This is a genomic window from Streptomyces sp. NPDC055287, from assembly GCF_053646035.1.
Map to the genome: position 1 here is coordinate 556,498 of NZ_JBSHNE010000002.1, position 24,241 is coordinate 580,738.

The 24,241-nt window shown below is 70.3% G+C and carries 22 protein-coding genes and 2 riboswitches; of the genes, 13 read left to right on the forward strand and 9 right to left on the reverse strand.

Annotated features, from left to right (window positions below):
* Positions 1-19: 19 nt before the first annotated feature.
* Positions 20-2,062, reverse strand: coding sequence for an oxidoreductase (locus tag ACWIHY_RS05800; RefSeq protein WP_454374335.1), 2,043 nt, complete (start codon positions 2,060-2,062; stop codon positions 20-22).
* A gap of 160 nt (positions 2,063-2,222) precedes the next feature.
* Between ACWIHY_RS05800 and ACWIHY_RS05805 the strand changes: the two genes are divergently transcribed.
* Positions 2,223-3,689, forward strand: coding sequence for a SulP family inorganic anion transporter (locus ACWIHY_RS05805; protein ID WP_454374427.1), 1,467 nt, complete (start codon positions 2,223-2,225; stop codon positions 3,687-3,689).
* Between the two features lie 101 nt (positions 3,690-3,790).
* Here the strand turns inward: ACWIHY_RS05805 and ACWIHY_RS05810 are convergent, their stop codons facing one another.
* The 3 genes from ACWIHY_RS05810 to ACWIHY_RS05820 all read right to left on the reverse strand — a co-directional run bounded on the left by ACWIHY_RS05810 (position 3,791) and on the right by ACWIHY_RS05820 (position 6,362).
* Positions 3,791-4,999: a serine hydrolase domain-containing protein gene (locus tag ACWIHY_RS05810; RefSeq protein ID WP_454374336.1), complete on the reverse strand. Its 1,209-nt coding sequence runs from the start codon at positions 4,997-4,999 to the stop codon at positions 3,791-3,793.
* Positions 5,000-5,130: 131 nt separating this feature from the next.
* Positions 5,131-5,706 carry a TerD family protein gene (locus ACWIHY_RS05815; protein WP_454374337.1) on the reverse strand — a complete coding sequence of 192 codons (576 nt, stop codon included), beginning with the start codon at positions 5,704-5,706 and terminating at the stop codon, positions 5,131-5,133.
* A gap of 197 nt (positions 5,707-5,903) precedes the next feature.
* Positions 5,904-6,362 (reverse strand): GNAT family N-acetyltransferase, encoded by a 459-nt coding sequence (locus ACWIHY_RS05820; RefSeq protein ID WP_454374338.1) that lies wholly within the window; start codon positions 6,360-6,362, stop codon positions 5,904-5,906.
* Positions 6,363-6,529: 167 nt separating this feature from the next.
* Between ACWIHY_RS05820 and ACWIHY_RS05825 the strand changes: the two genes are divergently transcribed.
* Both ACWIHY_RS05825 and ACWIHY_RS05830 read left to right on the forward strand, forming a co-directional pair.
* Positions 6,530-7,291, forward strand: a complete 762-nt coding sequence (locus ACWIHY_RS05825) for a GNAT family N-acetyltransferase (RefSeq protein ID WP_454374339.1) — start codon at positions 6,530-6,532, stop codon at positions 7,289-7,291.
* A complete protein-coding gene (locus tag ACWIHY_RS05830; protein ID WP_454374340.1) occupies positions 7,288-8,130 on the forward strand; it encodes a lysophospholipid acyltransferase family protein in 843 nt (280 codons plus the stop codon). Before ACWIHY_RS05825 ends, ACWIHY_RS05830 begins: the two co-directional genes overlap by 4 nt.
* A gap of 4 nt (positions 8,131-8,134) precedes the next feature.
* On the opposite strand, the gene ACWIHY_RS05835 is transcribed toward ACWIHY_RS05830, so the two are convergent.
* The 5 genes from ACWIHY_RS05835 to gcvT form a co-directional block, all read right to left on the reverse strand.
* Positions 8,135-8,527: a TetR/AcrR family transcriptional regulator C-terminal domain-containing protein gene (locus tag ACWIHY_RS05835; RefSeq protein ID WP_454374341.1), complete on the reverse strand. Its 393-nt coding sequence runs from the start codon at positions 8,525-8,527 to the stop codon at positions 8,135-8,137.
* 226 nt (positions 8,528-8,753) lie between these two features.
* Entirely contained in the window at positions 8,754-10,121 is a 1,368-nt protein-coding gene (locus ACWIHY_RS05840) for an L-serine ammonia-lyase (protein WP_454374342.1), read from the reverse strand.
* A 144-nt stretch (positions 10,122-10,265) separates the two neighbouring features.
* Positions 10,266-11,528 (reverse strand): serine hydroxymethyltransferase, encoded by a 1,263-nt coding sequence (gene glyA / locus ACWIHY_RS05845; protein ID WP_454374428.1) that lies wholly within the window; start codon positions 11,526-11,528, stop codon positions 10,266-10,268.
* A gap of 19 nt (positions 11,529-11,547) precedes the next feature.
* On the reverse strand, positions 11,548-11,928 hold the full coding sequence (gene gcvH / locus ACWIHY_RS05850; protein ID WP_454374343.1) for a glycine cleavage system protein GcvH: 381 nt from the start codon (positions 11,926-11,928) through the stop codon (positions 11,548-11,550).
* Positions 11,929-11,986: 58 nt separating this feature from the next.
* The gene (gene gcvT, locus ACWIHY_RS05855; RefSeq protein ID WP_454374344.1) at positions 11,987-13,102 is read right to left on the reverse strand and encodes a glycine cleavage system aminomethyltransferase GcvT; all 1,116 of its coding nucleotides are present in this window, start codon (positions 13,100-13,102) and stop codon (positions 11,987-11,989) included.
* A 35-nt stretch (positions 13,103-13,137) separates the two neighbouring features.
* A riboswitch (glycine riboswitch) is annotated at positions 13,138-13,237 on the reverse strand.
* Positions 13,238-13,335, reverse strand: a riboswitch (glycine riboswitch). It lies immediately after the preceding riboswitch.
* Between the two features lie 127 nt (positions 13,336-13,462).
* Between gcvT and ACWIHY_RS05860 the strand changes: the two genes are divergently transcribed.
* From ACWIHY_RS05860 to ACWIHY_RS05905, 10 genes are all read left to right on the forward strand, one after another.
* Entirely contained in the window at positions 13,463-14,179 is a 717-nt protein-coding gene (locus ACWIHY_RS05860) for an AAA family ATPase (protein WP_454374345.1), read from the forward strand.
* A gap of 119 nt (positions 14,180-14,298) precedes the next feature.
* Positions 14,299-15,072 (forward strand): enhanced serine sensitivity protein SseB, encoded by a 774-nt coding sequence (locus ACWIHY_RS05865; protein WP_454374346.1) that lies wholly within the window; start codon positions 14,299-14,301, stop codon positions 15,070-15,072.
* 78 nt (positions 15,073-15,150) lie between these two features.
* A complete protein-coding gene (locus ACWIHY_RS05870; RefSeq protein WP_454374347.1) occupies positions 15,151-15,951 on the forward strand; it encodes an enhanced serine sensitivity protein SseB C-terminal domain-containing protein in 801 nt (266 codons plus the stop codon).
* Positions 15,952-16,343: 392 nt separating this feature from the next.
* The gene (locus ACWIHY_RS05875; RefSeq protein WP_454374348.1) at positions 16,344-17,342 is read left to right on the forward strand and encodes an ABC transporter permease; all 999 of its coding nucleotides are present in this window, start codon (positions 16,344-16,346) and stop codon (positions 17,340-17,342) included.
* A gap of 113 nt (positions 17,343-17,455) precedes the next feature.
* Entirely contained in the window at positions 17,456-19,231 is a 1,776-nt protein-coding gene (locus tag ACWIHY_RS05880; RefSeq protein WP_454374429.1) for an ABC transporter substrate-binding protein, read from the forward strand.
* A gap of 116 nt (positions 19,232-19,347) precedes the next feature.
* Entirely contained in the window at positions 19,348-20,346 is a 999-nt protein-coding gene (locus ACWIHY_RS05885; protein WP_454374430.1) for an ABC transporter permease, read from the forward strand.
* Between the two features lie 5 nt (positions 20,347-20,351).
* Complete coding sequence (locus ACWIHY_RS05890; protein WP_454374431.1) at positions 20,352-21,485, forward strand: ABC transporter ATP-binding protein; 1,134 nt, start codon at positions 20,352-20,354, stop codon at positions 21,483-21,485.
* Between the two features lie 20 nt (positions 21,486-21,505).
* Positions 21,506-22,579: an ABC transporter ATP-binding protein gene (locus ACWIHY_RS05895; protein ID WP_454374349.1), complete on the forward strand. Its 1,074-nt coding sequence runs from the start codon at positions 21,506-21,508 to the stop codon at positions 22,577-22,579.
* An 18-nt stretch (positions 22,580-22,597) separates the two neighbouring features.
* On the forward strand, positions 22,598-23,272 hold the full coding sequence (locus tag ACWIHY_RS05900) for a trimeric intracellular cation channel family protein (protein WP_454374350.1): 675 nt from the start codon (positions 22,598-22,600) through the stop codon (positions 23,270-23,272).
* A 126-nt stretch (positions 23,273-23,398) separates the two neighbouring features.
* The gene (locus ACWIHY_RS05905; protein WP_454374351.1) at positions 23,399-24,235 is read left to right on the forward strand and encodes a thioesterase family protein; all 837 of its coding nucleotides are present in this window, start codon (positions 23,399-23,401) and stop codon (positions 24,233-24,235) included.
* Positions 24,236-24,241 lie beyond the last annotated feature (6 nt).

The following is a 24,241-nucleotide window of genomic DNA, read 5'->3' on the forward strand; positions in this document are numbered from 1 at the left end:
TCCTAGGCAGGGCTCGCTGTCACAGGGTGGCCGCGAGTTCCGTTCCCTGCCGGATCGCGCGCTTGGCGTCCAGCTCGGCCGCGACGTCGGCGCCGCCGATGAGGTGCACGGGCAGCCCGGCGGCGAGCAGGGTGTCGTACAGCTCGCGGCGCGGCTCCTGCCCGGTGCACAGGACGACCGTGTCGACGGGGATCAGCCGCTGTTCGCCGTCGACCGTGACATGCAGCCCCTCGTCGTCGATACGGTCGTACGCCGCGCCCGCGACCATCGTGACGCCGCGGTGCTTGAGCTCGGTGCGGTGGATCCAGCCCGTGGTCTTGCCGAGCCCGGCGCCGACCTTGGTGGCCTTGCGCTGGATCAGGTGGACGGTGCGGGTCTGCGGGGCGCGTGCCGGGGCCTGGAGACCGCCGCGCGAGCCGTACTCCATGTCGACGCCCCACTGGGCGAAGAAGACCTCGGGGCTGAGGCTCGCCGCGTCGTCGGCGCTCGTGGACGTGTCCGTGAGGAACTCGGCCACGTCGAAGCCGATGCCGCCCGCGCCGATGACCGCTACCCGGTCGCCGGCCTTGGCCTCGTCGCGCAGGAGGTCGAGGTAGCTGATGACGCTGGGGTGGTCGATGCCCTCGATCTGCGGGATGCGGGGGGTGACGCCGGTTGCGAGGACGATCTCGTCGTAGCGGGCGGCGGTGAGGGACTCGGCGGTGGCGGGCGTACCGAGACGCACCTCGACGCCGTGCTCGTCGAGCTGGTTGCGGAAGTACCGCAGCGTCTCGTTGAACTCCTCCTTGCCCGGCACCTTGCGCGCGATGTTGAGCTGGCCGCCGATCACGTCGGAGGCGTCGTACAGCGTCACGGTGTGGCCGCGCTCGGCCGCCGTCACCGCGCAGGCGAGCCCGGCGGGGCCGGCGCCGACGACGGCGACGCGCTTGCCGCGTCGGGTGGGGGAGAGGACCAGCTCGGTCTCGTGGCAGGCGCGCGGGTTGACCAGGCAGGAGGTGATCAGCCCGCTGAAGGTGTGGTCGAGACAGGCCTGGTTGCAGCCGATGCAGGTGTTGATCGAGTCGGCGCGGCCGGCCTCGGCCTTGGCGACGAAGTCGGGGTCGGCGAGGAAGGGGCGGGCGAGCGAGACCATGTCCGCGCAGCCGTCGGCGAGCAGTTCCTCGGCCCGTTCGGGGGTGTTGATGCGGTTGGTCGTCACGAGCGGGATGCCCACCGAGCCCATGACGCGCTTGGTCACCCAGGCGTACGCGCCGCGCGGCACGGAGGTCGCGATGGTGGGGATACGGGCCTCGTGCCAGCCGATACCGGTGTTGATGATCGTCGCGCCAGCCGCCTCGATCGCGCGGGCCAGCGTGATGACCTCGTCGAGCGAGGAGCCGCCGGGGACCAGGTCGAGCATCGAGAGCCGGTAGATGAGGATGAAGTCGGGGCCCACGCGCTCGCGCACCCGGCGGACGATCTCGACGGGGAAGCGCATGCGGTTCTCGTACGAGCCGCCCCACCGGTCGTCGCGGTGGTTGGTGTGGGCGGCGATGAACTCGTTGATCAGGTAGCCCTCGGACCCCATGATCTCCACGCCGTCGTACCCCGCCGACTTGGCCAGGTCCGCCGCACGGACGAAGTCCTCGACGGTCTCCTCGACCTCGGCGTCGGTCAGGGCGTTCGGGGTGTACGGGCTGATGGGGGCCTGGATCGCGCTGGGGGCGACGAGGTCGGGGTGGTAGGCGTACCGCCCGAAGTGGAGGATCTGCAGAGCGATCCGGCCGCCCTCGCGATGCACGGCGTCGGTCACCTGCCGGTGCTGCGCGGCCTCCTCGGGGGTCGTCAGCTTGGCGCCGCCGGGGTAGGGGCGGCCGCGGTCGTTGGGGGCGATGCCGCCGGTGACCATGAGGCCGACGCCGCCGCGGGCCCGGGTCGCGTAGAACTCGGCCATCCGCTCGAAGCCGCGCTCGGCCTCTTCGAGTCCGACGTGCATCGAACCCATCAGCACGCGGTTGGGCAGGGTCATGAAGCCCAGGTTGAGGGGGCTCAGCAGATGCGGGTACGCAGTCGTCGGACTCATGCCGCAATGTGTAGTCGACGCGAGGCATGTTGTGCAACAAGTTGCATAAAGAATTCCGGTGTTAGCTGGGCGACACTCGCGACCTCGTAGAGTTGATGCGGCCGGTGCACTCCGGTGTCCCCGCGCACGTCAGGCTCACTTTCTCTTGCCCACCTTCGCAATGTCCCGGCCCGTGTGGCTCTCGCCCAAGGTCTTTCGCACCGAAGTGCTCGGCGGCCTGGTGGTCGCCCTGGCGCTGATCCCCGAGGCGATCTCGTTCTCGATCATCGCCGGTGTGGATCCGAGCATCGGTCTCTTCGCCTCGTTCACCATGGCCGTCACCATCGCGCTGGTCGGCGGGCGGCCGGCGATGATCTCGGCGGCGACCGGGGCGGTGGCCCTGGTCATCGCCCCGCTCAACCGCGAATACGGCCTCGGGTATCTGATCGCCTGCGTCATTCTCGCGGGCGTCTTCCAGATCGTCCTCGGCGCGCTGGGGGTCGCGAAGCTGCTGCGGTTCGTGCCGCGCTCGGTGATGGTCGGCTTCGTCAACGCCCTCGCGATCCTGGTCTTCATGGCCCAGGTGCCGGAGCTGACCGACGTTCCGTGGATGGTGTACCCGCTGGTGGTGGCCGGGCTGGCGCTCACGGTGCTCTTCCCGAGGATCACCCGGGCGGTGCCCGCTCCGCTGGTCTCCATCGTCATCCTCACGACGGTGACGCTGGCTGCCGGGATCGCCGTACCGAACGTGGGGGACAAGGGCGAGCTTCCGTCGGCCCTGCCGGTCCCGGGGCTGCCGGACGTGCCGTTCACGCCGGACACTCTGAAGATCATCGCGCCGTACGCGCTGGCCATGGCGCTGGTGGGCCTGATGGAGTCGCTGATGACGGCCAAGCTGGTCGACGACATCACCGAGACGCGGTCCAGCAAGACCCGTGAGTCCATCGGCCAGGGCATCGCCAACATCGTGACCGGCTTCTTCGGCGGTATGGGCGGCTGCGCGATGATCGGCCAGACCATGATCAACGTCAAGGCGTCCGGTGCCCGCACCCGCCTGTCGACCTTCCTCGCCGGTGTCTTCCTGATGGTCCTGTGCATCGTCTTCGGGCCCGTCGTCTCGGACATCCCGATGGCGGCCCTGGTCGCGGTGATGATCCTGGTCTCGGTGGCCACGTTCGACTGGCACTCCATCGCGCCGAGGACGCTCAGGCGCATGCCGCTGGGCGAGACCACCGTCATGGCCGTCACGGTGCTGTGCGTGGTCGCGACCCACAACCTCGCCGTCGGGGTGATCGTCGGATCCGTAACGGCCGTGGTGATCTTCGCCAGGCGTGTCGCGCACCTGGTCGACGTCACGGCGGTGACCGACGAGGACGGCGGGCGGGTCGTCTACACGGTCACCGGTGAGCTGTTCTTCGCGTCGTCCAACGAGCTGGTCGAGCAGTTCGACTACGCGAAGGGCGGGCCGGAGCTGGTCGTCATCGACCTGACGGCCGCGCACATCTGGGACGCGTCGTCGGTCGCGGCGCTCGACGCCATTACGACCAAGTACGAGCACCGGGGCAGGACCGTGGAGATCATCGGCTTGAATCGGTACAGCGCCAGGATGCACGGGACGCTGAGCGGGGAGCTCGGCGGCGGCAACTGACGGCACGCCGGCCACCGCGCGGTCGGCCTGCTGTACGGCGGCCTGCCGTGCGGTGGCCTGCGGTGGCCGGTGGAGCGGCGGCGGTCGGGTGGGGCGGGGGGTCACCGCACGCTGTAGACGGCCTCCACCAGCGCCATCTTGCGCGGGTCGTCGGCGATGTTCGGGCCCATGCGGTTCATGACGTACCCCATGCTGAGGTCCGCCTCGGGGTCGGCGAGCCCGCAGGAGCCGCCGAAGCCGTCGTGGCCGAAGGCCCGCGGGTTGGGTCCGTACGAGCCGCGCGGGCCGCTCAGCCACAGGCCGAGCCCGATCTCCGTGTCGTGGCCGAAGCCGGCCCCGAGCACCAGGTCCCGGCAGCTGCCCTGCCCCTCGCGGGCCCGCTCGGCGGCCTCGGCGGAGAGGACGCGGGTCCCGCCGGAGCGGCCGCCCCGGGCGAAGATCCCGTACAGGGCGGCCACCGCGCGGGCCGTGCCGTGGCCGTTGGCGGCCGGGACCTCGGCGGCCCGCCACTCGGGGGTGTTGGCCTGGGCCGCACCGGGGCCCGGGTTGAGCAGGGCCGCGAGGGCGACCGGCTCCAGGGCGGCGAACAGCGCCGCCTGCTCGCTGGTGGGCTCGGCGCGGGGGTGCACGAGTTCGGCGGCCCGTCCGGCCTCCTTCTCCGGCAGTCCCATCGTGAAGTCGATGCCGAGCGGGCCGGTGACCTCCTGGTGCAGGAACTCGCCCGGCAGCAGCCCGGTGACGCGCCGGACTACCTCGCCGACCAGGAAGCCGTACGTGATCGCGTGGTAGCCGGACCGCGTGCCCGGCTCCCACCACGGCTCGGTGGCCGCCAGCCGTGCGCAGGTCAGCTCCCAGTCGTACAGCTCCGCGAAGGTGTGCGGCTCGCGCAGCCCGGCCAGCCCCGCCCGGTGCGACAGGAGGTGGCGCACGGGAACGGCCTCCTTGCCGGCGGCGGCGAACTCCGGCCAGTACGACGCGACCGGGGCGTCAAGATCGAGCAGCCCCCGGTCGGCCAGCAGATGGGCGCACAGCGCCGTCGGCCCCTTGGTCGTCGACCACACGTTGACCACGGTGTCCCGCTCCCACGGCCGACTGCGCGCGGCGTCGGACCAGCCGCCCCAGAGGTCGACCACCGTCTCCCCACCGGCCAGCACGGTCACGGCCGCACCCAGCTCCCCGCGCTCCCGGAAGTTCTCCTCGAACGCGGTGCGCACGGCGGCGAACCGGTCGTCGCAGTGACCATGGACCGGCGGTACGGGCTGAGGCGTGGAGACGGGCTGGGACACGGGCTGGGGCGTGGGCTCGCTCATCGGGGCCTCCGGGTGGCAGTCGGTTCACCAGCCGAACGTACCGACTGGTCGGACTGACGGGAAGGCGCCGTGCACGGCGAACCGGGCTGTCCGTGCCGGGTCTCCGGCCCGGACAGCCCCGCAGCGGCGTATCAGATGTTGACGCCGAAGTCCGTCGCGATGCCGCGCAGGCCCGAGGCGTACCCCTGGCCGACGGCACGGAACTTCCACTCCGCGCCGTTGCGGTAGAGCTCGCCGAAGACCATCGCGGTCTCGGTCGACGCGTCCTCGGAGAGGTCGTACCGCGCGAGCTCGTTGTTGTCCGCCTGGTTGACGACCCGGATGAAGGCGTTGCGGACCTGGCCGAAGCTCTGGCCGCGGCTCTCACCCTCGTGGATCGACACCGGGAAGACGACCTTGTCGACCTCGGCGGGCACCGTCGAGAGGCTCACCTTGATCTGCTCGTCGTCGCCCTCGCCCTCACCGGTGAGGTTGTCACCGGTGTGCTCGACCGAGCCGTCGGGGCTCTTGAGGTTGTTGAAGAAGACGAAGTGCTGGTCCGACACGACCTTGCTGTTGACATCGAGCAGCAGGGCGCTGGCATCGAGGTCGAAGTCGGTCCCGGTCGTGCTGCGTACGTCCCAGCCCAGGCCCACCGTGACAGCGGTCAGGCCGGGGGCCTCCTTGGAGAGCGAGACGTTGCCGCCCTTGGAGAGACTGACACCCATGAAGATCCCTGCTCAATCCGGCGCGGGCCGCGCCCTTTGACGATCTCTTTGCCCAACTCGCCAACGCTTGCGCGGCCCGCTCAGTTCCCGTCGGTTCCCCTCAGTCCACCGAATGGCGGCGCAACTGAGACCGAGCGTGCCGCATCTGCCGCTCCGGACGAGGGCCGGCCGACGGCGCGTCGCACGAGGGCACGGGGTCAGACGACCGGAATCACCAGCTCCGGGCGGTCCCACATCACCGCGGGCGGGTTGGCGCGCTCGGTGCCGGTCCGCTCGCCGCCCACGCTCAGGTAGAAGCCCTCGGCCGGCGGGTGCGAGACCACGCGCACGCCGGTTATGCCCGCACCCCGTGCCTCGCCGAGCATGTGCGCGACGAGCAGCCGGCCGATGCCCAGGCCCTGGGCGGAGTCGGCGACGAACATCAGGTCCAACTCCGGTGGGTCGAGCACGAGGGAGTAGAACCCGAGCACCCGGCCGTCGTCGGGGCCGACGGCCACGAAGACCCGGTGCGTCTCGATGTAGTCGGGCCCCACCCGGTACCCGGCGACCATCGAGGCGTACGGGCCCTCGTACGCGTGCGAACTCCGGACGAGTCCGGTGAGCCGTTTCGCGTCCCGTGCGGTGGCCCGCCGAATGCTGGTAATGCGTGAAGCCATACCGAGAGTATTACTCACCGTCGCCTCGAGGGCGAGAGCCGCCGGTCCGCGAACCCGCTGTTCATTCGACGGATCCGGAGGCCCGCCTTCCCTGTCACCGGCACGACCGTCCCCGCCGCCATGCTCCTTGCGCGATCGGCCCCGAACCGGACGGAGAACGGCACCTCATGCACCCCACAGTCAGCGCCCCGACGCCCACCAGCTCGTACGTCACTTCCATAGCGGACACCGAGGAGCAGATCCGGGCCGCGCAGCGACTGCGGTTCCGCGTCTTCGGCGAGGAGATGGGCGCGACGCTCGACTCGCCGCTGCCCGGGCACGACATCGACGCGTACGACGACGTGGTGGACCACCTCATCGTCACCGACAGCACGACCGGCGAGGTCGTCGGCACGTACCGGCTGCTTCCGCCCGGGCGCGCCGAACGCTCGTACTCCGACAGCGAATTCGATCTGCGGGCCCTGGACGGCCTGCGTCCGGCCATGATCGAGGCGGGCCGTTCCTGCGTACACCCCGACCACCGCTCGGGTGCGGTGATCAACCTGATGTGGTCCGCGCTCGCCCGCTACGTCCTGCTCTCCGGCCACCGCTACCTGGCCGGATGCGCCTCCGTACCCCTGTCGGACGGCGGCAGCGCGGCGGCCGGCGCCTGGCTGCTCGGCACGGCCAAGCACTCCTCGCCGCCCGAGCTGCGGGTGCACCCCCGCCGGCCCTGGATGCCTTCCGCACTGCCGTCGAAGCAGCCGGGTTACGCCGGCCTGCCGCCGCTGCTGCGGGGTTACTTCAGGCTCGGCGCGTGGATGTGCGGCGCGCCCACCCACGACCCCGAGTTCGACGTCGCCGACTTCTTCGTCCTGCTGGACATGGACCGGCTCGGGGACCGCTACCGCCGCTACTTCCTGGGCGAGAGCGGGGGCGAGACCCGGTGAACCCGTGGGCCGTGGATGCCGGATGCCCGCCGGCCTGCGCCGCCCACGCGGCCCCGCCGGTGCCGACGGCCCAGACCGTACGCCGCTGCGCCGGGCTCGCCCGGGCCATCGCCCACGCCGTGTCCAGGGGTGAGCGGCTCGCCGAACCCGGGACGCTGCGCGGCCAGGCGAGGAGCATCCTCGCCGCCCTCGGCGTACGGCTGGTGGCCGGCCCCGAGCCACTGACCGTGCCGGGCGGCAGTACGGGGCGTACGGGCGGACCGGCCGGACCGGCCGGACCTGGCACCCTGATCGTCGCCAACCACATCTCCTGGCTCGACGTGGTCGCCGTGCTCGCCGTGGAGCCCGTGACGCTGCTCGCCAAGCGGGAGATAGGCCAGTGGCCGGTCGTCGGCACGCTCGCGCGGCGCGTCGGCACCTGCTTCATCGACCGCGAGGCGCTGCGTGAACTCCCACGCGCCATCGCGGACTTGTCGTCGACACTTCGGTCGGGTCGGTCCGTACTCGTCTTCCCGCAGGCCACCACATGGTGCTCGGCGCCCGGCGGCCGGTTCCGGCGGGCCGCGTTCCAGGCGGCGCTCGACGCGGGGGCGCCGGTCCGGCCGGTGACGATCGCGTACGAGCAGGCCGGCGCCCCCAGCACGGTGGCCGCGTTCCTCGGGGACGAGGACTTCGTCACCTCGCTGCGCCGGGTGGCCGGCGCGTCCGGCCTGACCGTACGGATCACTCCCCGCCCACCGCTGCCCCTCACCGACCGGCGGTCGCTGGCCGCCGGGGCCCGTGCCGCCGTCGGCGGCGCGCAGCCGCTCGGCGCCGCGGAACCGCAGGCCGTGAGCTGACGCCCTACGGCGCCGCGAGCTGGGCGGCGAGGCCGTCGAGGATGAGGCGCAGACCCGGTTCGAAACCGCGGTCGTCGAACGCGGCGGCGGCCTCGGCCGCCCGGTCCGGGCAGCAGCCCGCCCGTACGAGGGTGGCCGGCAGGGCGTCGTAACCTCGCAGGGCCTTGTCGGCCTCGACCCGGCGGCGCGCGACCAGGGCGGTCACGTTCGGGTGGCGCAGGTACACCCGGCGGTATCCGCGGGTGTACTCGGCGAGACCGTCGCGCCACTGCGGGTTGTCGAGCGGGGCGGAGAACGATCTCCCCAGCGTCTGCCGGCCCCGCGCGATCCTCGCCCCGCCGGGCGCCCCCTGGTACCGGGTCTGGGCCGGACTTCCGGGCACCGGCGTGGTGATCACCGCAGGTCTCGTCAACCTGCTCGTCAGGCGCCCGCAGGACGAGCTCCGCGCAGCCGACCGCCTCGCCGCGGACCCGGGCGCGCAGCAGCCCACCGGACCGGCGGCCGGACCTTCCTGGTCCCGGGCAGGCCCTGTGCCCCGCGCGGGGTGAACGGGGCTCCGGGCCGGGGCGGCACCCGCGCGTGTTACGGACGGCACCGCCCGGCCCGGAGCTCTCCGTACGCGCTCAGCACTCGATGATGTTGACCGCGAGACCGCCGCGCGCGGTCTCCTTGTACTTCACCGACATGTCCGCGCCGGTCTCCTTCATGGTCTTGATGACCTTGTCGAGGGACACCTTGTGGCTGCCGTCGCCGCGCATCGCCATCTTCGCCGCTGTGACGGCCTTGACCGCCGCCATGCCGTTGCGCTCGATGCATGGGATCTGGACCAGGCCGCCGACCGGGTCGCAGGTCAGGCCCAGGTTGTGCTCCATGCCGATCTCGGCCGCGTTCTCGACCTGCTCGGGGGTGCCGCCGAGGACCTCGGCGAGCGCGCCGGCCGCCATCGAGCAGGCGGAGCCGACCTCGCCCTGGCAGCCGACCTCGGCGCCGGAGATCGAGGCGTTCTCCTTGAAGAGCATGCCGATGGCGCCCGCGGAGAGCAGGAAGCGGACCACGCCCTCCTCGTCGGCGCCGGGCACGAAGTTCATGTAGTAGTGCAGGACCGCCGGGATGATGCCGGCGGCGCCGTTCGTCGGGGCGGTGACGACGCGGCCGCCCGCGGCGTTCTCCTCGTTGACGGCCATCGCGTAGAGCGTGATCCACTCCATCGACAGGGCCAGCGGGTCGCCCTCGGAGCGCAGCTTGCGCGCGGTGTTCGCGGCGCGGCGGCGCACCTTCAGGCCGCCCGGCAGGATGCCCTCCTGGGACATGCCGCGTGCGACGCAGTCCTGCATGGCCCCCCAGATCTCCAGGAGCCCCTCGCGGATCTCGGCCTCGGTGCGCCAGGCCTTCTCGTTCTCCAGCATCAGTGCGGAGATCGACAGACCGGTCTCCTTGGCGAGGCGCAGCAGCTCGTCGCCGGTGCGGAAGGGGTACTTGAGCACGGTGTCGTCGAGCTTGATCCGGTCCTCGCCGACGGCGTCCTCGTCCACGACGAAGCCGCCGCCCACCGAGTAGTACGTCTTCTCCAGCAGCGGCGCGCCCTCGGCGTCGTACGCCCACAGGGTCATGCCGTTGGCGTGGTACGGCAGGGCCTTGCGGCGGTGCAGGATCAGGTCCTCGTCGAAGTCGAAGCCGATCTCGTGCACGCCCATCAGATTGATGCGCTTGCCCGCCTTGATCCGCTCGAATTCCTCGTCGGCGGTCTCGACGTCGACCGTGCGCGGCGAATGGCCCTCCAGGCCGAGCAGCACTGCCTTCGGGGTGCCGTGGCCGTGCCCCGTCGCGCCGAGCGAGCCGAAGAGCTCGGCGCGTATCGACGTCGTGTGGGCCATCAGGCCGTCGTTCTTGAGGCGGCCCACGAACAGGCGGGCGGCGCGCATCGGGCCGACCGTGTGGGAGCTGGAGGGGCCGATGCCGATCGAGAACAGGTCGAAGACCGAGATGGCCACGGGGAAACTCCTAAGGGGTGGGGAAGACGCCGTTGTCTGCCAGGGGTGGTGCAGATGATCAAGGCGGGGGCGACACGGTGCGGGGCACCGCACTCACTGTTCAGTGTGCGCGGTGCCCCGGTATTCAGTCTGTGTCGTACGTAACTACTTCAGACCAGGGTAAAGCGGGTGCTTGCCGGCCAGGGCCGTGACCCGGGCGGACAGGGCCTCGGCGTCGTACGACGGCTTCAGCGCCTCGGCGATGATGTCCGCGACCTCGGTGAAGTCCTCGGTCTGGAAACCGCGGGTGGCCAGGGCCGGCGTACCGATCCGCAGACCCGATGTGACCATCGGAGGCCGGGGGTCGTTCGGGATGGCGTTGCGGTTGACGGTGATGCCGAGACCGTGGAGGCGGTCCTCGGCCTGCTGGCCGTCGAGCTCGGAGTTCCGCAGGTCGACGAGGACCAGGTGGACGTCCGTGCCGCCGGTGAGGACGGACACGCCGTGCTCGGTGACGTCGGGCTGCACCAGGCGCTCGGCCAGGATGCGGGCGCCGTCCAGGGTGCGCTGCTGGCGCTCCTTGAACTCCTCGCTCGCGGCGACCTTGAAGGAGACGGCCTTCGCGGCGATGACGTGCTCCAGCGGGCCGCCCTGCTGTCCGGGGAAGACCGCCGAGTTGATCTTCTTGGCGAGGTCGGCGGTGGAGAGGATGACTCCGCCGCGCGGGCCGCCGAGGGTCTTGTGCGTGGTCGTGGTGACGACGTGCGCGTGCGGCACCGGGTTGGGGTGCAGGCCCGCGGCGACCAGACCGGCGAAGTGCGCCATGTCGACCATGAGGTACGCGCCGACCTCGTCCGCGACGCGGCGGAAGGCGGCGAAGTCGAGCTGACGCGGGTACGCGGACCAGCCGGCCACGATCAGCTTGGGCTTCGACTCCTTGGCGAGGCGCTCGACCTCGGCCATGTCGACCTCACCGGTGGCGTCGTCCACGTGGTACGCGACCACGTTGTAGAGCTTGCCGGAGAAGTTGATCTTCATGCCGTGGGTCAGGTGCCCGCCGTGCGCCAGGTTCAGACCCATGATCGTGTCGCCGGGCTTCAGCAGCGCGAACATCGCGGCGGCGTTGGCCTGGGCGCCCGAGTGGGGCTGGACGTTCGCGTGCTCGGCGCCGAAGAGGGCCTTGATGCGGTCGATGGCGATCTGCTCGACCACGTCGACGTGCTCGCAGCCGCCGTAGTAACGGCGGCCGGGGTAACCCTCGGCGTACTTGTTGGTGAGGACGGAGCCCTGGGCCTCCATGACCGCGACCGGAGCGAAGTTCTCCGAGGCGATCATTTCGAGGGTGGACTGCTGGCGGAGCAGCTCGGCGTCGACGGCGGCGGCGACGTCCGGGTCGAGCTCATGCAGGGGAGTGTTGAGAAGCGTCATCACGGTCCCGTTCGAGGTCTTAGTTGCCGGAGGAGAGGGCGTCGTACTCATCGGCGGAGAGCAGGTCGGCCGGCTCCTCCGCGACGCGCACCTTGAAGAGCCAGCCGCCCTCGAACGGGGCGGAGTTCACCAGCGACGGGTCGTCGACGACGTCCTGGTTGGACTCGACGATCTCGCCGGTCACCGGGGAGTACAGGTCGCTGACCGACTTGGTCGACTCCAGCTCGCCGCAGGTCTCGCCCGCGGTCACCGTGTCGCCGACGGAGGGGAGGTCGGCGTAGACGACGTCACCGAGCGCGTTGGCCGCGAACTCCGTGATGCCGACCGTCGCGACGCCGTCCTCGACGGTCGACAGCCACTCGTGCTCCTTGCTGTAACGCAGCTGCTGGGGGTTGCTCATGACCTGAATTCTCCTGTACGCGGGGGAGTGCTGATGAACGGGGAGGTTGTGCGGGGGGTCACTTCTGGCGCTTGTAGAACGGCAGCGCGACGACCTCGTACGGCTCATGCGTACCGCGAATGTCGACGCCCACACCGGAGGCGCCGGGCGCAGCGTGCGCGGCGTCGACGTACGCCATGGCGATCGGCTTGCCCAGCGTCGGAGACGGGGCGCCGGAGGTGACCTCGCCGACGACCTTGCCGTCGGCGACCACGGAGAAACCGGCACGCGGGACGCGGCGGCCCTCGGCGATCAGGCCGACCAGCTTGCGCGGAGGCGCGGTCTCGGCGCGCTCGGCGGCGGCCTCGAGGGCGGCGCGGCCGACGAAGTCGCCCTCCTTCTCGAACTTCACGACCCGGCCCAGACCCGCGTCGAAGGGGGTCAGCGCGGTGGTCAGCTCGTGCCCGTACAGCGGCATGCCCGCTTCGAGGCGCAGGGTGTCGCGGCAGGAGAGGCCGGCCGGTACGAGCCCGGCGTCCTTGCCCGCCTCGGTCAGCGCCTGCCACAGCTTCTCGGCGTCGGCGGGGGCGACGAAGAGCTCGAAGCCGTCCTCGCCGGTGTAGCCGGTACGGGCGATGAGCGCGGGGACACCGGCGACGGTGCCGGGCAGGCCCGCGTAGTACTTCAGCCCGTCGAGGTCGGCGTCGGTGACGGACTTCAGGATGCCTGGGGACTCGGGGCCCTGGACGGCGATCAGGGCGTACGCGTCACGGTCGTCCCGTACGACGGCGTCGAAACCGGCGGCGCGCTCGGTGATGGCGTCGAGGACGATCTGGGCGTTGCCCGCGTTGGCGACGACCATGTACTCGTTCTCGGCCAGGCGGTAGACGATCAGGTCGTCGACGATCCCGCCGTCCTCCTGGCAGATCATCGTGTAGCGGGCGCGGCCGAGGCCGACCGTGCCGATGTTGCCGACGAGGGCGTAGTCGAGGGCGTTCACGGCCTGCGGGCCGGTGACCGTGATCTCGCCCATGTGGGAGAGGTCGAAGAGGCCGGCACGGGTGCGTACGGCGTTGTGCTCGTCGCGCTCGCTGGCGTACCGGAGCGGCATGTCCCAGCCCGCGAAGTCGGTCATGGTCGCGCCCAGCGAACGATGCAGCGCGTCGAGGGCGGTGTGACGGGGGACATTGCTCATGTGTGGGGCTCCCAGGGCATGACAGGCGAGGACAATCCTCCCCATCTGTCATCGGAACCTGAGAGGTTCACCGAGAGAGTCCCGGCTTGCACCTTGGGTGGAGCCGCGACGAAGCGGCCCGCTTTTCAGATCTGCCTCGCCCGCGCGGTACGGGGCCTGAGAGATTCAAGGGAGGAACTTGCTCCTTCGGCGTCCTCGGCACACAGTGCTTCGGACTCTCCCGCGCGGATTCAAGCGGCCGGTATGCAGTTGGCGCGCACATCATTGCACGGAAATGGACTTGTGACGCATTACCTTTTCTTTACACTTCTTGGGCAAGGGTGGGGGGAAGGGTGGGGGACACCCGACAGGGGGAAGACGATGACGTTCCAGCAGCCAGGCGTGTACGCGACGACCGCGGGCACCACACACCGTGCGGTGCCCGCTCAGCAGGGCGTGGCCGTGCCCGTGCCGGTGCCCGTCAGGTCGGCCGCCCGCCGGCCGGAGCCGACCGTGCGCGATCTGCGCGAGCGCGAGGGGCGCAGCCCGCGGGCACTGGGCTTCGACGCCGGTGACACGGTGGTCGTGTCCGGCCTCCCCGGCAGCGGAAAGAGCACCCTGATCCGGCGTACGGCGAGCGCGGCGGCGCACCGCATCGACTCGCAGGACGTGCGCGAGCGCTGGGAGGCGCGGATGCCGCGCCTGCTGCCGTACGCCCTCTACCGGCCGCTGGTCCGCGCGGCGCACTACGCGGGCCTGCGGCGGGCGCTGCGCTCGGGCGACGGCGTCGTGGTGCACGACTGCGGTACGCAGGCCTGGGTGCGGCGCTGGCTGGCGCGGGACGCCCGCCGCCGCGGCGTCGCGCTGCACCTGGTGCTGCTCGACGTCACGGCCGACGTGGCGCGGGCCGGACAGCAGGAGCGGGGCCGCGGCGTCTCGGGTTACGCCTTCGCCCGGCACCGGCGGGCGGTGGGCCGGCTGGTGCGGGACGCGGAGGCCGGCCGGCTGCCGGTCGGCTGCGCGTCGGCGGTGCTGCTGGACCGGGACGCGGCGGGCGCGCTGACGATGATCGACTTCCCGGCCCCGGCGCGCACGTAGCGAGGGCCCACGGGCCTACCCCGCGCCGCTCGGCGGCACTGTCCGGCCCGTCCGGCGTTCGGGGAGCGGGGCCCGGGGCTGAGCCCCGGGGCACCCGTGCCCCGCGTTAAAGTCGTGCCGTGGACTACCCAGACTTTCCCGCACCGGCCCACCCTCACGGCGGCAACGGCTGGCCCGGCAACGAGCTCGAAGAGGTCCTCGGCGCCTCGCTCGGCAACCCCGCCGCCGGCGGCCGCATAGTCGAGGTGCTGGGCCGCAGTCAGGTGTGGGTGCCGCTGCCGAACGGCGGCGGGCCCGACTCCCCGAACCTGGACCTGCCCACCCTGCAGATCCACGGCGAGGCGTACGTCCCCGTGTACAGCTCCGAGGAGCAGCTGCGCCACTGCGCCGGGCCCCACATGTCCTTCACCGTCGCGCCCGCCCGCGAGTTCGCCCGCGGCCTGCCCCCGCAGCTCGGCATCGCGGTGAACCCGGACGGCGCGGTCGGTGTGCCGCTGCCGCCGCCCGCCGTCGCCGAGCTCTGCCGGGCCGGCCGTACGCCGCTGGACGGGCCCGCGAGCGGCGGCCGGGTGCGGCTCTTCGAGCCGGACTGGCAGGAGGAGCCGGTCGACTTCCTCGCCGCCGCCGCCGGGGAGTTCGAGGAGAGCGGTGTGGTGCTGACCGCCCGCCGGGCGCTCGCGAGCGTCGAGGGCGGGTCCCCGGTGCTCTTCGTCGGCGTGCAGCTGTCCACCTGGGAGGGCGCCGACCGCAACGCCCCGATGGACGCCCTCGGCCGGGCGCTCGGCCGGGTCCGGGTGCCCTGGGAGGTCAGCCTCGTCCTGCTGGACGTGGCGCAGGACCCGGTCGCCGGCTGGATGCTGGAGAAGGTCCGGCCTTTCTACACGCGTGCCTGACTCGTGTGCTGTGTCAGTGCTGCCGCTTAAGCTTGGTCGACAACCGACACGGTGGATCGAAGAGGGGCGGGACCCAGGGTGAGCGCGTCAGGCACTGCGGCGGCCGGGCAGGTCGAGCACATGCTGCGCCAGGTGACACCCGGGCGCTACGACGCGTACGAGGCACTCCTGCGCGCCCTCGCCGACCCGGCGGGAGGCAAGCTCTGGATGCTGCTCTGGCACGGCCAGGCCGGGTCCCCCGACGCCCAGTACGGAAACATGGACGTCGACGGCCTCGGCTACGCGCCGTGCGTCACCTCCGCCCAGGAGCTCGCCGCGAGCGGCTGGAGCCGGGCGTACGAAGTGGTGTCCGCGAACGACGTCGCGCACGCCCTGTTCCCCGACCGCTGGGGCATCTGGCTCAATCCGCACGCCCCCGGCGGCGGTGTCGGCATCCCCTGGCTCGACCTGCGGCGGATCGCGACCGGGCTCGACCGGATGCCCGCGGGGCCGCTGCGGCTGTCCGAACCGGCCATCGAGATCCCGCAGTTCTACGCTCTGCTCACGCAGAACGCCCACCGTACGCCCGCGGTCCGCGCGCTGCGCCGCGCGTGGGTGCAGCCGGCGCTCGGGGCGCCGTATCTGGCCATCGGACTCGATCTCTACGACACGAGCCAGCAGTCCGTCGACGCCGTGCGCGCGATGATGCAGCAGTCGATCGGTGTCGTCCCCGACGGGCTGCCCGTGTCCACCGTCGCGATGTCCGACGAGTACGACCCGGTGTCCATGTGGCTGCGCGCCAACGCCCGTCCGTTCTACGACCGCGAGGCGCACGCGCCCGCCGCTCCCTCCTCCGCCGACCAGGGCGGCTACGGCTACCCGGCCCCGCGCGCCTACTGAGGACGACCCCGGCCCACCGGATGCCCGAAGCCCAATTCGGCGGTTCATAACGGCCGTTGGGCGGCATGTCCGGTCTGGTGCAATAGGCCGCTTCTGATCCGCTCAGCCGATCACGGCGTCCGGATAACGGAAGGCCACAGGCCACATCACGGTTACGCATCCATTGCCCGCCAGGTCTGGCGGGTGATCGCGCGCTCATTGAAGACTCCCGCAACAAGGAACGTCGGTCCTGTGTACGACCCGCTTTCCCCGTATCAACTGCGTTTGTCCGAGCACCTTCTGCAGCTTTTGCAGCTATCTGCACCACTTGCACCTGCGATGCGAACAAGCCGCTACAGCGGCAGGCGCGGGCCGACCACCCGTCGGCCGAGCCGAGAGGGGTCCCCACCACGATGACGGCACCACTGCACGACACGAGCGCGGCAGAGACCGCCGCCGTTGACGTCGCGGCCGATGTTCCGGCGAAAGCCATCGAAGGCCGCTCGCCCTGGAAGATCGCGTGGGTGCGTCTGAAGCGCGACAAGGTGGCGCTGGCCGGCGGCGTGGTCGTGTTGCTCCTGATCCTGGTCGCGGTGTTCGCGCCCTTGATCGTGAGCGCGCTCGGTCACCCGCCGAACGACTTCCACGAGGACAAGATCGACCCGCTGTTCGGCACGCCGATCGGCAGCTGGGGCGGCATGAGTTCCGACTTCCTGCTGGGAGTCGAACCGGTCAACGGCCGCGACGTGTTCAGCCGCCTCGTCTACGGCGCCCGGATCTCGCTGCTGGTCGCCTTCCTCGCGGCCGTCTTCGCCGTCGTGCTCGGCACGGTCTTCGGGATCATCGCCGGTTACTTCGGCGGCTGGGTCGACGCGGCGATCAGCCGGGTGATGGACGTACTGCTGGCCTTCCCGCAGCTGCTCTTCATCATCGCGCTGGTCTCTGTACTGCCCAACTCCCTGTGGGGATTCAGCGGTTCCGGGGTGCGCATCGGCGCGCTGATCGTCGTCATCGGCTTCTTCGGATGGCCGTACGTGGGCCGGATCGTCCGCGGCCAGACGCTCTCCCTCAGGGAGCGCGAGTACGTCGAGGCGGCACGCAGCCTCGGCGCGGGCCGCGCGTACATCCTCTTCAAGGAGCTGCTGCCCAACCTGGTGGCCCCGATCACCGTCTACACGACGCTGATGATTCCGACCAACGTCCTCAGCGAGGCCGCTCTCAGCTTCCTGGGCGCCGGAGTCAAGCCGCCGACCGCCTCCTGGGGGCAGATGCTCTCGAAGGCGAAGGAGTACTACGAGGCGGACCCGATGTTCATGATCGCGCCCGGCGTGGCCATCTTCGTCACCGTGCTGGCCTTCAACCTCTTCGGCGACGGCGTGCGTGACGCGCTGGACCCGAAGGGGTCCCGCTGACCGGCCGCCCCGTACCACCCACAAGTTCCCACGCGCCGCCCCTGCCGATGTGTCAGGAGGCCACCCCAAACGTCGGTCCTGCCAAGGACCGCCACTCTCACGGAGGTTGCGAGATCGTGACAACCAACAGTTCTTCCAGGCGACGGCTCGCCGCCGGCTCGGCGCTCGTAGTCGCCGCGCTCGTCGGAACCGCGGCCTGCGGTGGCGGCGGCAAGGACGAGTCCGACGGCAAGGGCAAGGCCCCGGGCTTCAACGCCGCCGTCGGCAAGATCGCGAACCCTTCCGACAAGAAGGGCGGAACGATCAAGTTCATCGGTACGCAGGACTCCGACTCGTGGGACCCGCAGCGTGGTTACTACGGCTTCATGTGGGACTTCGCCCGCTACTACACGCGCCAGCTGATCACGTTCAAGCCGGTCGCGGGCACCGAGTCCACCGAGCTCGTCGCCGACATGGCGACCGACACCGGCCAGGTCTCGGCGGACAAGAAGACGTACACCTTCAAGCTGAAGGACGGCCTGGCCTGGGAGGACGGCAAGCCCGTCACCTCCAAGGACATCAAGTACGGCATCGAGCGCATCTGGGCCCAGGACAAGATCTCCGGCGGCCCGATCTACCTTCAGCAGGTCCTGGACCCGAAGAAGGAGTACAAGGGCCCGTACAAGGACAAGTCGGCCGACAAGCTGGGCCTGAAGGCCATCGAGACGCCGGACGACAAGACCATCGTCTTCAAGCTGCCGAAGCCCAACGGTGACTTCCTCCAGATGCTGGCCATGCCGGCCGCCACGCCGGTCCGCCAGGACAAGGACACGGTCGAGAAGTACGGCCTGAAGCCCTTCTCCAACGGCCCGTACAAGATCGACTCCTACACGCCCAACAAGGGCATGGAGCTGAGCCGCAACCCCAACTGGAAGAAGGACACCGACACCGTCCGCAAGGCGCTGCCGGACAAGGTCTCGCTCAAGCTCATCACCAACGCCGACGACATGGACAACCGCCTGATCGAGGGCGACTACGACATCGACGTCAACGCCACCGGCATCAGCCCGGCCGGCCGCACCAAGGCGCTGCGCGACCACAAGGCGAACGTCGACAACCCGCAGACCGGCTTCATCCGGTACGCGGTGTTCCCGCAGACGGTCAAGCCGATGGACAACGTCCACTGCCGCAAGGCGGTCATCTACGGCGCCGACCACAAGTCGCTGCAGACCGCGCGCGGCGGCCCGATGGCGGGTGGCGACATCGCCACCAATATGCTGCCGCCGAGCATCAAGGGCTCGGACGCGAAGTACGACCCGTACAGCGTCCTGAAGGACACCACGGGCAACATCGCCAAGGCCAAGGAAGAGCTCAAGGCCTGCGGCAAGCCGAACGGCTTCGAGACCACCATCGCGGTCCGCAACAACAAGCCGCAGGAGATCGCCACCGCCGAGTCGATGCAGGCGTCGCTGCAGAAGATCGGCATCAAGGTGCAGATCGACCAGTACGACGGTGCGCAGACCTCGGGCATCATCGGCGCCCCCAAGAACGTCGACAAGAAGAAGTACGGCATCATCATCATGGGCTGGGGTGCCGACTTCCCCACCGGTCAGGGCTTCTCGCAGCCGCTGGTCGACAGCCGCTTCATCCTCGACAGCGGCAACAACAACTTCTCGATGCTGAAGGACAAGTCGATCGACGGCCTGTTCGACAAGGCGATGCTTGAGACGGACCCCGACAAGGCGGCCGAGTACTACAAGCAGATCAACGAGAAGGTCTCCGAGCACGCGGTCTACCTGCCCTTCACCTTCGAGAAGAACGTGATCTGGCGCAGCTCGCGGCTGACCAACGTCTACACGGCCGACTCCTACAACGGCCGCTACGACTACGCCTCCCTCGGCGTCAAGTGACCGTCCGTTCGCTCCGCCGGCACACCCGCCGCTAAGCCCGAAGGGCAGGTGATGGCCGCGTGCGGCGGCCCGGGGATCCCTCACCGGATTCCCGGGCCGCCGCCGGGCCGACCGTAGTGCTCGCATACCTCATCAGGCGGCTGACCGCCGTCGTCGTGATGCTGCTCGTGGTCACTCTCGTGACCTTCGGCATCTTCTACGTCATCCCGAAACTGACCGGCAGCGACCCCGCCGCGATGTTCATCGGCAAGCAGGCGGACCCAGGCGCGATCGAAGGTGTCCGGGAGAAGCTCGGCCTCGGCGATCCCATCCTGGTGCAGTTCTGGAACTTCGTCAGTGGGCTGTTCGTCGGCCGCGACTACACAGGCGGCGGCTCGTCGTTCCACTGTGACGCGCCGTGCTTCGGCTACTCGTTCCGTACGGAGCAGGAGATCTGGCCCGTACTCACCGAGCGGCTGCCCGTGACGCTGTCCCTGGCGGGCGGCGCGTGCGTGCTGTGGGTCATCGTCGGTGTCACCACCGGCATCATCTCCGCCCTCAAGCGGGGTACGGCGATCGACCGTACGGCCATGACCATCGCGCTCGCCGGCGTGTCCCTCCCGATCTACTTCACCGCGCTGCTCTCCCTGGCGATCTTCCGGACCCAACTGGGCTGGTTCGACGCCGAGTACGTGGACATCGCACAGGACCCGCTCGCCTGGTTCAGCGGCCTGGTGCTGCCCTGGGTGACCCTCGCCTTCCTGTACGCGGCGATGTACGCCCGGCTCACCCGCGCCACCATGCTGGAGGTCCTGGGCGAGGACTACATCCGTACCGCCCGGGCCAAGGGCCTGAGCGAACCGGTCGTCGTCGGCAAGCACGCCCTGCGCTCGACGATGACGCCGATCCTCACCATCCTCGGCATGGACCTCGGAGCCCTGGTCGGCGGCGCGATCCTCACCGAGACCGCCTTCAGCCTCCCGGGCCTCGGCCAGGCGGCGGTCAAGGCGATCGGTGACTTCGACCTTCCGCTCATCCTGGGTGTCACGCTCATCGCCGCCGCTGCCGTCGTGCTCGCGAACCTCGTCGTGGACATCCTGTACTCCGTGATCGACCCCCGAGTGAGGCTCTCGTGACCACTGTGCCTGTCCCGGGGGAGGCCCCCGGAGCCCCCTTGACGAAGACCGGTGCGGTCGGCGAGCCCGTACGCTCCGGTTCCCCGCAGACGGATGCCTTCCTCGACGTACGCGACCTCAAGGTGCACTTCCCCACCGACGACGGCCTCGTCAAGTCGGTGGACGGCCTCTCCTTCCAGCTGGAGAAGGGCAAGACCCTCGGCATCGTGGGCGAGTCCGGCTCCGGCAAGTCGGTGACCTCGCTCGGCATCATGGGCCTGCACACGGTCGGCCAGTACGGCCGGCGCAAGGCCCAGATCTCGGGCGAGATCTGGCTGGACGGCAAGGAGCTGCTCTCCGCCGCCCCCGACGACGTACGCAAGCTGCGCGGCCGCGAGATCTCGATGATCTTCCAGGACCCGCTGTCCGCGCTGCACCCGTACTACACGATCGGCCACCAGATCGTGGAGGCCTACCGCATCCACAACAAGGTCGACAAGAAGACCGCCAAGCGGCGCGCGATCGAACTGCTCGACCGGGTCGGCATCCCGCAGCCCGACAAGCGGTTCGACGGCTACCCGCACGAGTTCTCCGGCGGCATGCGCCAGCGCGCGATGATCGCGATGGCGCTGGTGAACAACCCCGAGCTGCTCATCGCGGACGAGCCGACCACCGCGCTGGACGTCACCGTCCAGGCGCAGATCCTCGACCTGATCCGGGATCTGCAGAAGGAGTTCGGCTCGGCGGTCATCATCATCACGCACGACCTGGGCGTCGTCGCCGAGCTGGCCGACGACATCCTGGTGATGTACGGCGGCCGGTGCATCGAGCGCGGGCCCGCCGAGAAGGTCTTCTACGAGCCCCAGCACCCGTACACCTGGGGCCTGCTGGGCTCAATGCCGCGCATCGACCGGGACCAGACCGAGCGGCTCATCCCCGTCAAGGGCTCGCCGCCCAGCCTGATCAACATCCCGAGCGGCTGCGCGTTCCACCCGCGCTGCCCGTACGCGGACGTGCCCAAGGGCGGGATCACCCGCACCGAGCGGCCGGAACTCAAGGTGCTGCCCGGGCAGGAAGCCGAACGGCATTACTCCGCCTGCCACATGGCGGCCGAGGACCGGACGCGGATCTGGACCGAAGAGATTGCGCCGAAGCTGTGAGCGAGACGAAGGATCCTGAAGTGACGATCCCGGAGCAGGCATCCTCTTCGCCGTCGCCCTCGCCCGAGCCCCTGCTCAAGGTCAGCGGCCTGGTGAAGCACTTCCCCATCAAGAAGGGCGTTCTCCAGCGCCAGGTCGGCGCGGTCCAGGCCGTCGACGGTCTCGACTTCGACGTACGCCCCGGGGAGACCCTCGGCGTGGTGGGCGAGTCGGGCTGCGGCAAGTCGACGATGGGCCGGCTGATCACGCGGCTGCTGGAGCCGACCAGCGGGAAGATCGAGTTCGAGGGCCGGGACATCACCCACCTCGGCACCGCGCAGATGCGCCCGCTGCGCCGCGACGTGCAGATGATCTTCCAGGACCCGTACTCCTCGCTGAACCCGCGCCACACGGTCGGCACGATCGTCAGCGCGCCCTTCAAGCTGCAGAACATCACGCCCGAGGGCGGCGTGAAGCGGGAGGTCCAAAGGCTGCTCGAACTGGTGGGGCTCAACCCGGAGCATTACAACCGTTATCCGCACGAGTTCTCCGGCGGGCAGCGCCAGCGCATCGGCATCGCGCGGGCGCTCGCGCTCAAGCCCAAACTGGTCGTCGCGGACGAGCCGGTGTCGGCGCTGGACGTGTCGATCCAGGCGCAGGTGGTGAACCTGCTGGACGACCTCCAGGACGAGCTCGGGCTGACGTACGTGATCATCGCGCACGACCTGTCGGTCATCCGCCACGTCTCGGACCGCATCGCAGTGATGTACCTCGGCAAGATCGTCGAGCTGGCGGACCGCAAGGCGCTGTACGAGTCGCCCATGCACCCGTACTCCAAGGCGCTCCTGTCGGCCGTGCCGGTGCCCGATCCGCGCAGCAAGCACAAGCGCGAGCGCATCCTGCTCAAGGGCGACGTGCCCTCGCCGATCTCCCCGCCCCCGGGATGCCGCTTCCACACGCGGTGCTGGAAGGCGACGGACATCTGCAAGACGCGCGAGCCGGTGCTGACCGCCCTGAAGACGGGCCACCAGGTGGCCTGCCACCACCCGGAGAACGCGCCGGACCAGGCGCCGGGGGCCGCGTCCGCGAACACGGGGGACATAGGCAAGGATTAGAACCGGCACAATTGCCCGGTGTTCCAGGAACTCTTCACGCCCTCCGTCCAGCATGCCCTCGACCTCGTCGGGATCTTCGTCTTCGCGATCTCCGGCGCGCTGCTCGCCGTACGCAAGAACTTCGACGTCTTCGGCATGGCGGTGCTCGCAGAGGTCACCGCGCTGGGCGGAGGGCTGTTCCGCGACCTCATCATCGGCGCGGTGCCGCCGGCCGCCTTCACCGATCTCGGGTACTTCACCATGCCGCTGGTCGCGGCCGCTCTGGTCTTCTTCCTGCACCCCGAGGTCGAGCGCATCCAGGGCGCGGTCAACGCCTTCGACGCGGCCGGGCTCGGGCTCTTCTGCGTCACCGGCACCACCAAGGCGTACGACTACGGGCTCGGACTGACCGCTTCGGCGGCGCTCGGCCTGGCGACCGCCGTCGGCGGCGGCGTACTGCGTGACGTGCTCGCCAACGAGGTGCCCTCACTGCTGCGCTGGGACCGCGATCTGTACGCCGTCCCCGCGATCGTCGGCGCCGCGATGGTCGCCCTGTGCATCCGCTTCGACGCACTGAACGCCGTGACCAGCGGGGTCGCCGTCCTCACGGCCTTCCTGCTGCGGCTGCTCGCGATGCACTTCCACTGGCGGGCGCCGCGCGCCTGGCACCGGAGCTCGGCGAAGTCCGAGGAGAAGTCCGAGGCCACGACCTGATCCGGACCGTTCGTTCCGGACCGTTGGATCGGGCCGTTTGATCCGGAGTGGTTGAGCGGGGCCGATACCCAAACCGAGACCGCGCTTAGCTACCGCTTAGTAATGTGTCGGTGTACCGTGCATGCCATGGCACAGGCATCCATCGGGGACAGTGAGTTCGACCGCGACACCGCCCTCACGGCGCGGGCACCGGGCGTCTACGACGCGGAGCTCTCCGCGGGCTGGACGATCATCCACGCCGTCAACGGCGGCTACCTCCTCGCGCTGCTCGGCCGGGCGCTCGGTGACGCCCTGCCGCACCCCGACCCGTTCACGGTCTCGGCGCACTACCTGACGCCTTCCGCGCCCGGCAAGGCGGTCGTCCGGACGCAGACCGTCCGCAGCGGGCGGACCCTCTCCACCGGCCAGGCCTCCCTCTTCCAGTACGCCGACGACGGCACCGAGGTCGAACGGATCCGCGTCATCGCCTCCTACGGCGACCTCGACGCCCTCCCCGACGACGTCCGCACGACCGCCCGGCCGCCGGTCATGCCGGCGTACGAGAACTGCCTCGGCGCCGAAGCCGGGCCCGCCGTCATCCCCGGCAGCTCGGCGATCACCGAACGGCTCAACATCAGGCTCGATCCCGCCACCGTCGGCTGGGCCGTCGGCGCGCCCTCCGGCAAGGGCGAGATGCGCGGCTGGTTCGGCCTCGCCGACGGTCGTGACGCGGACCCGCTCTCGCTGCTGCTCACGGTCGACGCGCTGCCGCCGACCTCGTTCGAACTGGGCCTCAAGGGCTGGACGCCGACCGTCGAACTCACCACCCACATTCGCTGCCGGCCCGCCCCGGGGCCGCTGCGCGTCTCCATCACCACCCGCAACCTCGCGGGCGGGTTCCTGGAGGAGGACGCGGAGGTCTGGGACAGCGCGGACCGGCTCGTCGCCCAGTCCCGCCAGCTGGCACGAGCGCCGCGCGACTGAGCTTCA